General features: G+C 41.7%; 13 protein-coding genes and 1 pseudogene. 3 read left to right on the plus strand and 11 right to left on the minus strand.

Features of this window, described 5'->3' with window-relative positions; all coding sequences use genetic code 11:
- Positions 1 to 107 (minus strand): CoA-transferase (locus A9Z07_RS17745; RefSeq protein ID WP_319822843.1); only part of this gene is annotated, 107 nt, incomplete at its 3' end.
- 247 nt (positions 108 to 354) lie between these two features.
- Here A9Z07_RS17745 and pcaU point away from each other — a divergent pair.
- A complete protein-coding gene (gene pcaU / locus A9Z07_RS16480) occupies positions 355 to 1,179 on the plus strand; it encodes an IclR family transcriptional regulator PcaU (RefSeq protein WP_004772824.1) in 825 nt (274 codons plus the stop codon).
- A 182-nt stretch (positions 1,180 to 1,361) separates the two neighbouring features.
- On the opposite strand, the gene cntB is transcribed toward pcaU, so the two are convergent.
- The 6 genes from cntB to A9Z07_RS16510 all read right to left on the minus strand — a co-directional run bounded on the left by cntB (position 1,362) and on the right by A9Z07_RS16510 (position 8,880).
- Positions 1,362 to 2,318: a carnitine monooxygenase, reductase subunit CntB gene (gene cntB, locus A9Z07_RS16485; protein ID WP_069579881.1), complete on the minus strand. Its 957-nt coding sequence runs from the start codon at positions 2,316 to 2,318 to the stop codon at positions 1,362 to 1,364.
- Positions 2,319 to 2,422: 104 nt separating this feature from the next.
- Entirely contained in the window at positions 2,423 to 3,874 is a 1,452-nt protein-coding gene (locus A9Z07_RS16490) for an NAD-dependent succinate-semialdehyde dehydrogenase (protein WP_069579882.1), read from the minus strand.
- Positions 3,875 to 3,942: 68 nt separating this feature from the next.
- Entirely contained in the window at positions 3,943 to 5,058 is a 1,116-nt protein-coding gene (gene cntA, locus A9Z07_RS16495) for a carnitine monooxygenase subunit alpha (RefSeq protein WP_004772828.1), read from the minus strand.
- Positions 5,059 to 5,122: 64 nt separating this feature from the next.
- A complete protein-coding gene (locus A9Z07_RS16500) occupies positions 5,123 to 6,076 on the minus strand; it encodes an alpha/beta hydrolase (RefSeq protein WP_069579883.1) in 954 nt (317 codons plus the stop codon).
- Positions 6,073 to 7,728, minus strand: coding sequence for a BCCT family transporter (locus A9Z07_RS16505; RefSeq protein WP_171258998.1), 1,656 nt, complete (start codon positions 7,726 to 7,728; stop codon positions 6,073 to 6,075). The genes A9Z07_RS16500 and A9Z07_RS16505 overlap by 4 nt, the downstream gene beginning before the upstream one ends.
- Before the next feature lie 39 nt (positions 7,729 to 7,767).
- A complete protein-coding gene (locus A9Z07_RS16510; protein WP_069579885.1) occupies positions 7,768 to 8,880 on the minus strand; it encodes a tartrate dehydrogenase in 1,113 nt (370 codons plus the stop codon).
- Between the two features lie 100 nt (positions 8,881 to 8,980).
- Between A9Z07_RS16510 and A9Z07_RS16515 the strand changes: the two genes are divergently transcribed.
- Together A9Z07_RS16515 and A9Z07_RS16520 are read left to right on the plus strand one after the other, a co-directional pair.
- Positions 8,981 to 9,961, plus strand: coding sequence for a LysR family transcriptional regulator (locus tag A9Z07_RS16515; RefSeq protein ID WP_004772837.1), 981 nt, complete (start codon positions 8,981 to 8,983; stop codon positions 9,959 to 9,961).
- Between the two features lie 75 nt (positions 9,962 to 10,036).
- On the plus strand, positions 10,037 to 10,870 hold the full coding sequence (locus tag A9Z07_RS16520; RefSeq protein ID WP_069579886.1) for an EamA family transporter: 834 nt from the start codon (positions 10,037 to 10,039) through the stop codon (positions 10,868 to 10,870).
- A 51-nt stretch (positions 10,871 to 10,921) separates the two neighbouring features.
- Here the strand turns inward: A9Z07_RS16520 and A9Z07_RS16525 are convergent.
- The 4 genes and pseudogenes from A9Z07_RS16525 to A9Z07_RS16540 all read right to left on the minus strand — a co-directional run.
- A pseudogene (locus A9Z07_RS16525) lies at positions 10,922 to 12,105 on the minus strand (porin).
- Positions 12,106 to 12,293: 188 nt separating this feature from the next.
- Positions 12,294 to 13,241, minus strand: coding sequence for an RDD family protein (locus tag A9Z07_RS16530; protein ID WP_062846935.1), 948 nt, complete (start codon positions 13,239 to 13,241; stop codon positions 12,294 to 12,296).
- A 94-nt stretch (positions 13,242 to 13,335) separates the two neighbouring features.
- The gene (locus A9Z07_RS16535; RefSeq protein ID WP_069579887.1) at positions 13,336 to 13,785 is read right to left on the minus strand and encodes a hypothetical protein; all 450 of its coding nucleotides are present in this window, start codon (positions 13,783 to 13,785) and stop codon (positions 13,336 to 13,338) included.
- A gap of 47 nt (positions 13,786 to 13,832) precedes the next feature.
- Positions 13,833 to 14,287, minus strand: a 455-nt coding sequence (locus tag A9Z07_RS16540; protein WP_069579888.1) for a tetratricopeptide repeat protein, incomplete at its 5' end; no start/stop codon positions are given.

Raw genomic sequence — 14,287 nt, forward strand, 5'->3', positions numbered from 1 at the left:
AGTTCAGCGGGTTGTCCTGCGGTGCCGAAGCCACCAATCATGATGGTTGCTCCATCCTTGATCTGTGACAGTGCCTCGGTCAATGAGGCGGTACTCTTATCAATCATCTGACTACTTCCTGTACTGTGCATCACCCATTCATCCATCTAAAAGCCGATAAAATGAAGTTGAGTGTTTTGTTCGGATTTCTTCTATTTATTCTTGATAAATTCTGCGCTGACTTCTACGTTTTAAAATGGTTTTTGTTCGATTATTATTTTTTATGTTCGATCATCGAACATTATCCAAGTAAATTAGTCGTGATTGGATTAGAATAATTCTTCGTCAAAGGATTTGAAATGGATAATCTAAACAATGGAAAATGATCAAGATAAAAGTCCGCGACTCATTCATCATAGTGAAAATAAAAAAACCATACGCCATGAGGATTTTATTGCGGGGATTGCCAAAGGTCTGTCCATTCTGGAATGTTTTGGGCCTGAACGCCACCGCCTGAATATGAGTACGGCGGCTGAAAAAACAGGAATGACCCGTGCTGCGGCTCGACGCCACCTACTGACACTAGAATACTTAGGCTATTTAGATTTTGATGGTCATTATTATTATTTATCTCCAAAAATTTTAAAATTCTCAGGAGCTTATCTCGACGGTTCTTCTCTTCCGAAAATCTGTCAACCTTTACTGAATCTCTTAACCAATCAGACTTCACTGATTTATTCAGTCATGGTGCTAGATAGCTATGAAGCAATTACCATTGCCCGTAGTGCCGCCCATCAACAAACTGATCGGGTCAATCCTTATGGCTTGCATTTGGGTAATCGTCTCCCCGCCCATGCCACTTCGGCTGGCAAGATTTTACTGGCACATTTAACGCCCGAACAACAAAAACGCTGGTTAGAAAAATATCCATTAAAACGTTTGACCAAATATACCCATACCGATAGTGAAGAGTTTCTGGATTTACTCCATGAAATCAAGGAACAAGATTGGTGTTATTCTTGTGAAGAACATGAGTTGGGCGTACATGCAGTCGCTGTACCCATTTATGATTCCAATGCCAGCGTAGTCGCGGCACTGAATATTGTGTCCCCGACCATGCGCACCACCAAAGACTATTTAATTACCCATATTCTGCCGTTATTACAGGAAACGGCACGTGATTTACGACAAGTGATTTAATTCAAAATCTTAAGGCAAAAAAATGCCACATCTGGAATGTGGCGAAAGGTGTACTGTGTATACGGTTATTTCCGTCCTTTTAAATTAATTGCCCCAGCTTAAATGAATATTAATTTTGAACCTTTCACATCTACATTGATTTGAGTGGCTAAAAAACACGCTGAGGCAATCAGTCAGACAGCTTACAGATCAAGTACCAATTTCTTGCCTTTGGCACGTGACACGCAGATCATCATGGACTGCTGTGATGCTTTTTCATCATCACTCAGATACTGATCGAAATGCTCTGCCTCACCTTCCAGAATCATGGTTTCACAAGTCCCACACACACCTTCACGACATAAACATTCCACATCAATGTTGAGGAGTTCAATCGCCTGCAAGATCGTCTGGTTCCCTTGAACTTCCACTTCCTGATTCGATTTCGCCAGAACAACCGTAAATGCTTCACCTTCCTCTGGTACGGTAGATGCAAATTGCTCCCAGTGAATATATTCATCGCGGTAACGATGGTAATTACAACGATCAATCACTGCATCAATCATCGGTTTAGGCCCACACACATAGACGTGCGTACCTTTAGGTTGAGACCCAATCAATTGATCGAGATCAAGATATTTTCCATCTGAATCAATATAGCTAATAATATGTTCACCATGCTTTTGCTTGAGTTCTTCTAACAATGCAGCATGTTCTGGCGAACGGTAGGCATAATGCAATTCATAGTCTGCACCACGCGCTGCCAGCTCATCCATTTGCGGTACAAACGGCGTAATTCCTATACCACCCGCAATTAAAATATGTTTCTCACCTTCTTCCGCCAACGGAAATAAATTCTTTGGTTCAGAAATCAGAATTTCACAGCCTTCATTGCACTGATCATGCATATAAACGGAGCCGCCTTTACCTTCGACATCCTTACGTACACAGACTTGGTAAGTCGAAAGATCTTGAGCACAGCTCATCAATGAATAAGCATTGGATAGCTGGTCATTCATTTTGACAATGATATGACTGCCACCATTAAACTGAGGAAAATTTTGTCCGTCCTGACGTTTAAATGTGAACCGTTTAATCAATGGGGTCAGTTGCTCTACACGAGTGACCACTGATGGGAACATTTCATAATGACTAGCCATGTCTAAATCCTCTTTACCGCATGCTGCTCATCTAAGCATTTTCTAATTTTAACTGCATATTGCCTGTTGACCCTCGATGAAGAGAGTCGCAACAGGCATTGTTGCTATAATCCTAAACACATATATTTAATGGTCATGAACTCTTCTAAACCGTATTTAGAACCTTCACGCCCCACACCAGATTGTTTAACGCCACCAAATGGCACGACTTCATTGGAGATAGCGGTTGAATTCATCCCAACCATGCCATATTCCAGCTGTTCAGCAACACGCCAGATCCGTGAAATGTTTTCGCTATAAACATAGGCCGCTAAACCAAAAATCGTATCATTGGCTTGTGCGACCACATCGGCTTCATCTGTAAAGCGGATTAAAGGGGCTACAGGGCCAAAAATTTCTTCCTGAACAATTTCCATATCTCGCGATACGTCGGTTAACACGGTCGGTTCAAAGAAGGTTTGTCCAAGTGCATGTTGTTTACCACCGCACGCCACTTGCGCACCTTTGCCACAGGCATCATCAATTAACTGTTGAGCTTTAAGCACGGCCTTTTCATTGATTAACGGTCCAATCTGTACATTCTGTTCCAAACCATTACCAATTTTGAATTTCTGTACTTCTTGTACAAATTTCTCGGTAAATGCCTGATAAATCTTGTCATGTACATAAATCCGATTGGCACAGACACAGGTTTGTCCCGCATTACGGAACTTGGCAAAGATTGCGCCTTGAACTGCTTTATCCAAATCAGCATCATCAAATACGATCAGTGGTGCATTGCCACCCAGTTCAAGTGCCAGTTTTTTGATGGTATCTGAACATTGCTGCATCAATAAACGTCCGACCGGCGTAGAACCTGTAAAAGTCAGTTTTTTGACTTTTTCATGGCTGGTAAATACCGAACCAATTTCTTGCGATTTGCCTGTAACTACATTAATGACACCTGCTGGAATGCCTGCCATTTCAGCCAGTTTAGCAATTGCAAGCGCACAATATGGGGTTTCATTGGCAGGCTTAATCACGATGGTACAACCCGCCGCCAAAGCAGGTGCCGCTTTACGGGTAATCATCGCGATCGGGAAATTCCATGGCGTAATCGCAGCCACTACTCCGACAGGTTCTTTGGTCACAATAAAACGCTGCTGGCTATTGGTGGTGGGAATCACATCGCCATAAACGCGTTTGCCTTCTTCCGCAAACCATTGAATAAATGAAGCTGCGTATTTCACTTCACCCAATGCTTCGGCTAAAGGTTTCCCCTGCTCAATAGTCATAATGCGTGCCAGTTCATCAGCATGACTCAAAACCAGTTGATGCCAAGCCAATAACAGATCTGCACGTTTTTGTGCCGTTAATCCTTTCCACGATGCTAAAGCCTGATATGCCACTTCAACCGCTTCATTGGCTTCCGCAGCACCCATATTCGGAATCAAGCCAATTTCTTCTCCTGTTGCAGGATTGGTCACAGGAATGGTGGCATTGGTTTGCGCATTGACCCACTGGCCATTAATCAATCCGCGTTGTTGAAATAATTGACTTCCTTGCAAACTTGACATGTCATGATCCTATCGATTGAAAGCAAGGTACGGTCTTTCACCGTACCCTTAATAAGCCTGATACAAAATTATTTGTGATACTGCGCAACAAGATTCTGGAAATACGCGATACCATGCTCACTGATGCCTGAACGTTGCTTATCCGTCATGATACGGCCCTGACCGCGATAGCCACGTGATTTCAAGCCACGTTGTACACTTTCAACCAGTTCAAGGTCTTCAGGACGGAAGACATTGCGATACCATTCGATCAAATCTTTCTGATCTTGAGTCAACTCTTCATTGGTGAAGAAAATATCGTAGTGCTGCAAAGTGGTTTCCGCATCCATCGGAAACTCATAGATCACCGTCATGAAGTTTGCACCTGGCGGCACGTTAAACATGGTGCAAGGCCATGTCCAGAAACCGCTAAATGTCGGGTCTTTGACTGATGGATCAAGCTTGAAGGATTTCTCTGAAGAACGTGCATAACCATATTGCAGCGTCCAGTTTTGATGGGTGGTATGCCAGTATTTATCCACCTGTACCGAGTCTGCAAAACCAGGATGCGCTGGACCACAGTGATAACATTCTAAATAGTTATCCACGATCACTTTCCAGTTTGCAGGCGTTTCCGTTACGAAACGCGCAGCCAGTTTCAAGTCTTTGATCACAGCACAAGCTTCATTGAGTTTTTGTGCAAATTCAGGCAATTGATCTTCAACACAAGTGGCATTTTCATCCATATTGATAAAGACAAAACCACCATATTCTTCAACTTTTAACGGCACCATGCTTGAGTTTTGCTTGTCGAAAGACTCAACATGATCACAGTTACGCGCCAATGCCAAACTACCATCCAACTTAAATGTCCATGCATGATACGGACAGGTAATCACATTTTTCGCTTTGCCGCTGCCACTTAACAACTCATGACCACGATGCGGGCAGACATTATAAAAGGCACGTAATACGCTGTCTTTACCGCGAATCACGATAATATTTTCACCAATCACCTTACGGGTAATATAGTCATTGGCTTGGGCAACTTCACTGCCATGTGCCACGCAAATCCAGCTTTTCGCAAAAATTTCTTCTTTTTCACGCTCAAATACCTGAGATGAGGTATAGAACACTTTTGGAAATGTCCACGCCACATTTGGGTTTGAACAGAAATCTTCTGGTAATTTTTCAACTGCATTCATGGTTTTACTCCATTAAACTCTTTTGTCCTAACGACCGTTTTATCAAAATTGGCTGATGTTCAAATCACTTGAACATTTGCTTTAACGAACTCAGCATGTGCTGATATAAATCCTGCACCACAGGACAATCACGTACTAAACGTAAACTGCCATGCAGTAATCCTTTGCCGAGATAAAACTCGGCGGCAATATTGGCTTGTTTTAACTTGTCCACGAAAATACGTCCGTCGTCACTCAGTGGATCATATTCAGCAACCGCAACAAAGCTATGTGGCATGTTGGAAAAATCCTGTGCATTCAGTGGCGCTAAACGTGTATCTTTCCAGTCACTTTCATTCGGTGCATATTCCTTCAAGTAATAATGCATTTCCTCGAGCGTCAGTAACGGCGCATGTGCATGCTGCTGGCAAGACGCCGTATCAAAACTGCTGCTCAAACAAGGATAGATCAAGGCCAAACCACAGGCCTGATTGCCTGTATGCTGTAGCTGAACCGCCAGTGCCGCAGCTAAATTGCCGCCTGCACTGTCACCTGCTAACACAATCTGTGCCGGGTTAATGTTCCAGTCTGCGCCATGCGCGCGGAGCCATTTATAAACCGTTTCACAATCCTCATAAGCGGCTGGAAAATGATGCTCTGGTACCAAACGATAATCTACACTTAGTACTGCAACATTCAGATCACGACATAAATATCGGGTGATAAATTCATGCGAATCCAGATTGCCCAGCATCCAGCCACCCCCATGGAGAAACAGAATACAAGGCCAACCCGCTTCAGGTGCCTCACCCTGTGGTGAATACAACCGAACATTGACGGGATGAGTGGCATGCGCAACGGTTTTATCTTCAATATTGACAGCACCATCGCGTGGCAAGGTGTAATGCATACACATGGCATCGTAGGCTGCACGAATTGAATCAATATCGTTATCCGCTGCTGAATAAATGCTGCTCCAATACACCAGACTTTGCATTTCTTCGCTTAACTCATAGCGCGTGTTCGGTTGCTGGGTCATAACAATTCCTTTTGACTGCTTTTATGTGCAACTGCTGTTGCCGCGATATCAATCTGCATCTGTTGATTTGAGTCCGTATGCTCAAGTGCTTCCAAGTCATTAAAGCTATTCTGCTCGATCAAATGCGATGGCACCTTGGAATAATCCTCAATCAGCCACTTCACCAACCCATAGGTCTGCACCAGAATAATCACAATAAACGGCAAGGCAGTCACAATGGTCGCAGTTTTCATGGTGTCTAACGGCGCCTTAGAGAAAATCATCGCAATTGGCACTAGAGTTAACATCACACACCAGAATAAACGTGCATTTGGAGACGGATCCTGCCCTTCACGCAAACCACGGGTACAGGTTGCAGAGACGGCATAACCGACCGCATCCATATGTGCTGCAAGGAAAATCACCATAATGCCAAGGAACAACCACATCATCAGCTTGCCTGCTGGCAGTAAACCGAGCAGTTGACCGATCGCCACTTCACCGCCTTGCTGAGTCAAGACTTGCGGGACATTGACCATACCGTGAATGAAGCTGTAGACACTGTAGTTCTCAAATACACCGAAGATGAACCATAAACCAACGCTACCGCCGATGACCATGGCAAGAATCACTTCTTTAATGGTGCGTCCTTTTGAGACACGTGTTACGAATAACGCCACACCCGGTGCATAAGAGATCCACCATAACCAATAGAACACAGTCCATTCACGTGTGAATTTTCCATCGCCCATCGGGTCAGTAAACAGACTCATATCCACAAAGTTGGTCGCCATGAGACCAAAACTCATCAATGAATTATTCATAATGAATTGGGTTGGGCCAAAGCACAGCACATAGATCGCGAACAGCACCACACCCAAACACACCATATGACTTAAGCGCTGCATCCCCTTATCCATACCGACATAAGAGCTGAGAGCGAATAAAATGGATACCGCTAAAATAATGATGACTTTAGTCATAAAGGTATTTGGAATACCAGTCAGTTGCGACAGAATGTTGGTAAAGGTCACAGCCGTCAGTACCAGTGAAATGGTCAAGGCACCAAACATACACAACAAGAACATCAGATCAACCACACGACCAACTGGACCCGTTGCTTTAAAACCTGTCACCGCTTCAATCACGGATGCCAAGCTCAAACCTTTATTCTTTCTGACATGATAGCTGTAGCACAGTGAAATCGATGCCAAAGCATAGATTGACCATGCACTCAAACCCGAGTGAAAGAAAGAATAAGCCACGCTGTATTTCAGCGCTGCTGCCGATTCAGGTGCTAAATTTAAGCCTGGGGTTTGGTAATAATAAGCCCAGTCCAAAAAGCCCCAGTACAAGGTGGAAGACCCAATCCCAGATAGAATGAACATGAAAATCCATGACATCGTGCTGTATTGAGGTTTACCTTCACCGAGCTTGATCTTGCCGTATTTACTAAAAGCCAAACCGAAGGTAAAAATAATTGATAAAAAAGCAAATAAAAGGACTGGCGTGGTAAACACTGACGTGGTCCACTGCATCCATTTTGCAGCCAGTTGTATTGATTCAGATGAGTAAATTGCTAGACCAGCCACTGATGTAAACACAACGGCAAGACTGGTGATCGCAAGCGTCTTATCTGTATAAGGTTTTGTAATTTGATTATCCATATCTATTCAATCCATCTCGGATAGTGACTATTCCCTAAGGGGTACTTACTCCATCGCGAATAAATCCATTTTTTGCTCAGTCACACAGGATGCAATTGCATCGCCTACTTCATAGGTTTTTGCAGTTCCACCGACATCTGGCGTTTTAGGGCCATTCACCAGAACATGCTCAATCGCCTGCATGATTTCCTGTCCAGCCTGAATCACCTGTTCATCACCGTCTGCCAAGAAATCCAGCATCATCGCACCCGACCAAATTGCAGCAATCGGATTGGCAATTTGTAGTCCATAAATATCAGGCGCTGATCCATGTACAGGTTCAAACAAGGATGGAAACTTCCGTTCGGGGTTTAAGTTTGCCGAAGCCGCCAAACCAATCGTGCCCGTACATGCAGGTCCTAAATCCGATAAAATGTCCCCAAATAAATTCGATGCCACCACCACATCAAAACGCTCAGGTTGCAATACAAACCGTGCCGCTAAAATATCGACATGCTGTTTATCTGCCTTGATTTGCGGATAGCGTTTAGCCATTTCATCGACACGTTCGTCCCAGTAGGGCATACTCACCGCAATGCCGTTAGATTTGGTTGCAGCCGTGATTTTTTTCGCCTCACGCTGATCTGCAAATTCAAATGCATATTTCAAAATGCGATCGACACCATGACGGGTAAATACCGCTTCCTGTAAAACAAACTCACGATCTGTGCCTTCAAAGGCTTTACCACCAATCGCAGAGTACTCACCTTCACTATTTTCACGAACCACATAAAAATCGATATCCCCCGGTTGCTTGCCAGCCAGTGGACATTTCACCCCCGGCATTAACCGAACTGGACGTAAATTCACATACTGATCAAAACGACGGCGGAATTGCAGCAATGATCCCCACAGTGAAATATGATCAGGCACCTTGTCAGGCCAACCCACTGCACCAAAGAAAATTGCATCATATTCCTGCAGGACTTCAAACCAGTTATCCGGCATCATTTTGCCGTGTTCTAGGTAGTAATCACAGCTGGCCCAATCAAAGCTATCCATTTGAAGTTGAATGCCATATTTGTCTGCCGCTGCCTTTACAACCTTGATTCCTTCTGGTAGAACTTCTAAGCCAATTCCATCGCCCGCAATCGTGGCAACTTTATACTTTTTTGCCATAACGCTCCCTTACACCTTTGGTTAATATCCTTAGCTGTAAACATGCTGTTTTCGGCAACAATGATCAATAAGAAAACTATCACCCCAATGGACACGGATCGTGAATAATCTACCTAACCTATCGGATTTAAAGGTTTTTTGTACAGTCGCCAAACGCAAGAGTTTTGTCGATTCAGCTGAGGAGCTGGGCGTTTCACCTGCATTTATCAGTAAACGCATCAATATTTTAGAAACCAACCTGAACTGCAAACTGTTCCATCGCAGCACCCGTCATGTCAGTTTGACCGAGGATGGCAAACTGATTCTGGATCGGGTCTCCAATATTCTGGATGAATTCGATGAAATCAGTGAGCTGGTCAATAACCCCTTAAGCACGCCAACGGGTCATCTCGACATTGTCAGCAGCTTTGGTTTTGGCCGAAAACATGTTGCGCCGATTCTGTCTAAACTGTTGACCATGTATCCAAAACTTGAGATCCAGTTCGATACCATTGACAACACCAAAGACCTGATTCAGCACAGCATTGATTTGGATATTCGAATTGGTAATGACATTGCACCGAATATGATTGCCAAAAAACTGGTTTCAAATTTTCGGATTTTTTGTGCAGCACCCAGTTATTTATTGAAACATGGCATGCCTGAAAATCTGGAAGATTTACGCAGCCACGATTGCCTAACCATCAGTGAACGTGATCAGTCCTCAGTCTTATGGAAATTGCGTCATACCTCGGAAGATATGTCCGTCCATGTCACACCGCGCTTCATTTCCAATAATGGCGAGATTATTCACCAGTTAGCCATTGAAGGACATGGCATTATCTTACGTTCGATCTGGGATGTGGCAGATGAATTGATTAGCGGTGAATTGCAGCACATTTTGCCTGAATACTGGCAAGATGCCGATGTCTGGGCGGTTTATCCTTCGCGTTTAAAAAGCTCGTCAAAATTACAGACCTGTATTCTATTTATTCAAAATGAACTGATTAACCGTTTACAACATATCCAGAATCTGACGCGTGGAAAGCTGATTCAGCCAGTTGAGCCAATCAATCCAAATACTGAAAAAGTATTTCTATAATCGCGATAAGCTGCGTGCTTTCTTTTTTCAGCAATATCATGCACATTAGCGAGATCATGAATCAGCAGGCAGCCTATGAGCACGGCAATATTTGTCCTTATTTTAATTGCAGCAGCATGCCATGCCAGCTGGAATGCCATTGTAAAGGCAGGGACAAATAAGTTTTTAACCACGGTACTGGTCACGGCATCAGCAGCAGTTTTAGCCGCGATCCTGTTACCCTTTTTTCCAATACCACACAGTGATAGCTGGCCTTATATTCTGGCTTCAACGGCAATACAAATTCTGTATTTTGGACTGGTTGCCAAAATCTATCGCGTTGCTGATATGGGGCTGACCTATCCGCTGATGCGTGGCACTGCCCCCCTTATTGTGGCAGTATTCGGTACGTTTTTGCTGCATGAGCAACTGGAATTTAATGCGTGGATTGGCATTATCACCATCTCTATCGGTATCCTATCCATGATCTTGGCTGCCCCTAAAACGGGACGCAAAGGCATTGGTCTGGCCTTGCTGAATGCAGTACTGATCGCAGGTTATACTTTGCTGGATGGTCACGGGATCCGCCTGTCTGGGTCACCGATTTCCTATATCTTATGGAGCTTTGTTCTCTCAGGCCTGATCTTTTTGATGTTCGCCTTGAGAATGCAATATCGACAAATGGGTGCATATTTCCGCCTGAATTGGCATTTAGGCTTAATCGGTGGCATTGGTTCATTTTTTTCTTATGGATTAGCACTGTGGGCGATGACCTTTGCACCCGTTGCCGTTGTCGCGGCATTGCGTGAAACCTCAATTTTATTTGCCACACTAATCTCGATTTTTATTCTGAAAGAGCGCATCAATGCGGTACGAATTATGTCTTCAGGTCTCATTTTAATTGGTGCTTTGATCCTAAGAATCGCCTAAATAAAAAAGCCAGTCCATGACGAACAGACTGGCTCATTTTCGATATTGAACTTAGAAATAATAACCCAGCGATAAATAGAACAATTTATTCCATTGATTGCTGTCACCTTGAGCAAGGCCATCTGCACCACTGCCCGTCATCGGGTCATTGCGACTCCAGATATATTCACCCTGTATGCCGATTTTTTTATAGTTAAAATACAGACCTGCGATTAAGCGATCCGAATCTTGATAACCGATTCATCTTTATAAAAACGGCTATAAGATACGTAAGGTTTAATATTTTCTAACTGATGGAATGGCTTGGCAAAGGTGTAATTGATTTCATTGGCCATATATTTGCCCTTATTGGCCACCTGATAGGGATAATCAAAAGCCCCTATCGTCGAACTTTTCGGTAAAAGATCATCTGCATTTTTAACGTCCTGCTCGCCTGCCAAGAACAACCATTGCCATGCCTGATAATTGGTGGTGCTAAAGACACTCCAGGTACTACGATGCCCATCTCGATTGGTGCGATTATTTTCAAGTTCCGAATACCAGTAAGAACCACCAATTTCAGTCGAGAAATTCTGAGATTGATCGATATCAAACTTTCTAGATAAGCGCGTCACCCACATATTCTTTTCATCAAGATCGGTGCCTTGAGTCAAATCATCAGCTCGAACAAAGTTACCACTATAACGACTGGAATCTTTGGATGTTCCTTTATAATTTCCACCATCGGTTGGATAAAAACCGAGAATGAAATTATATAAGTTGTCCTTAAACTGGTACTTCACTCCAAGGTTTTGAATATCTTCCAGTCCCACGGTATTGAGCAAAGTTTCATAATAGCTGTTGCCCCACAATCGTCCAAAGCCAAAATCAACCGATTGCAAACCAACTGTTACGCGTTGGTGATCTGAAAATTTATAGCCTGCCCAAGCATCTTTTAGAAATAAAGCATCACATAAGCGATCATACTGATAGCAACGCACATCCATTGAGGCAATCCAATTTGGATTTTCATAACTCAATACCGCTTTGATATCCGCCAGTCGCCAATCATCGTTCTTGGAACCTTCATTAGCCTCAACAACATAATCTTTATGAATATAACGGGTACGGATTGCGCCTGTCAGTTTCAGTTCACCGGATTGTGTTTTCGGGTCACCGATACTTAAATCGGCTGCCAAGACAGGCATATTTGCCAAGACACCCATTGAGCTTAAGAGAAGCAGTGCTTTTTTCATTGTTGTACGTCCTTGTTTAACCTTATATGAAAATGAAGAAATTCATGCTCACAAACAATGGTTAAACTATAAAGTCGGTCTTTACGGAGTGTGTTTAATGATGAATCATTCATAAAGCTTTTGAAGCGACTTGCATCCCAATTAAATCGTTTGATTAATGAAACACATAGCTTCAGCTTTTTCATAGTTTAAAAATTTACGGTAGAAATCTCTTCTACAACCTTTAATCCTTGCTGCGTTTTTTTAACTGAATACATGTTCAAATTAATGGATGAAGCTAGACCAAATTGAAACCGTGTACTTAAAAGTAATGAAATTTTATTGTCTTCATTTATCAACTGCGGCTTAAATCTTTGTAGGTTGTCTACGAACTCTTGTGCGAAAAATGAATTATTCAGTTTTGACAAATCATTGATCTGAACATCAAACAAAATGAATTGAGTCTCTGATTCATCTTCCATTTCTGAAATCTGTTTTACATGAATAATTTCAGGTTGAATGTGTTTAAACTGTTTAATTTCAACAAACTCCTCCCGATCAAATACATTGAAAGAAGATGCCCCAGTTCCTAAACACACCAGAGTGATGAGCAATGCAAAAATTGTATGCTTAGGCCACATCTCAGGGACGGGCTGTTCTTGATCATTTTTTTGTAAGTTAACAACCATTGAACCCGCAATAAAATCATGGACAGAACGACGATTGCGACGGTTAAAGATATAAAAATAAACAATCAGGATTTGTAAGCAGACCAGTAATAAGTTGAATACTTCAGACAAAAATAAAATAGGAAAATAGTCACTTAATGACATCAAGCATGATGGAGCAAATAAGATGGCTGAACGCAGCAATGATGGAATGACAGCAAGATCATCTCCATGTTTGTCTGCCACTTTAATTTTTAAAAGCTGCTTTCCGAAAGTTTGCCCAGAATTTAAATGACTGTTTAATAAGCTGAAATATAAAATAACAAAAAAATAGCCAACCAAGATAGATATAATTGGAAATTGGTACAAAACGTTAGAGAGAAGCTGAGTCACACTCCAACAGAAACCACCTACCAGTAATAAATCAATAAGAAAAGCGAATGATCGACGCCAGAAACCAGCGATATAAGAAGATTTTACAGAAGACAAAACTTACCCTTTATAATTAATCAAAAATCAACATCTATACTTTAATTACTTAAACAGTAATTTAGGATTATATAATGAATCATAATAAAATACATTAATGAAGCATCTCACCCAAGGCTTTTATATTTAACCATTCTTCATCAGTATATTTCATCTTATCCAATAACTTTTGGTCAGTCATTTTTAGCTTATATTGCTTGTAAATATTGATATTATTTTTCGTTAAAAATTCAATATACTCACCACCATTTTCATTGCGATGAAACTCAGCAAAAAATAAAATTGTATAAAAATCTTGTTTCTGAGTATCATTCAAATTTGCTAGTAACACATCTATATGATTATAAAACTCAGTATAAGTTAGGTTTCCACAAAAAAAATTCTTGTCAATATGATTGATCGCCTGCTGAACCTTTAGATCATGGCTTAGTTCAATCACTCTCTTATTAAAATTATGGATACATGATTCTTGCTCAAGTAAAGAGCAACTCGAAAGAAATACTACCATTAAAAAAATGTGTAACTTCTTAAAGTGATTTGTCATTTCCTTCCTCAACCATAAATATTTTAGATAAATTTCAAAACTTATAATTATTTCTCATCATTTAATCCTTCTAGTTTACTTTTTGCTTCAAAATTCCCTAGCAAGCTAGATTTCCTTAACCAATTTTTAGCTTCAGCCAAATCTTCAACTTTGTTGTTATTTAATAAAATTAAAGCCAGCTGCAATTGTGCATTTTCATGATTTTGATTTGCCGCCAATCTGTAATAATATTCTGATTTACTTAGATTTTTATCGCCACCTAGGCCCCTTAAATAAATAATACCTAAAGCATTTTGCGCAGAAGCATCACCTTGTTCAGAAGCCATTTCAAGCCACCGCTTAGCTTGATCATAATCTTTTGGGTAACCTTCATCACCATTTAAAAAATTCATTGCAACATTATATTGTGCATCAACATTACCAGTTTCGGCTAATTTAAATTCATGAGTATTTTCGTATGGGGCACTATTTGTACAAGCACAAAAAAGAAAGCTTAAACTAA

This window comes from Acinetobacter sp. YK3 (assembly GCF_001729365.1).
GTDB classification, from domain to species: Bacteria; Pseudomonadota; Gammaproteobacteria; order Pseudomonadales; family Moraxellaceae; genus Acinetobacter; species Acinetobacter vivianii.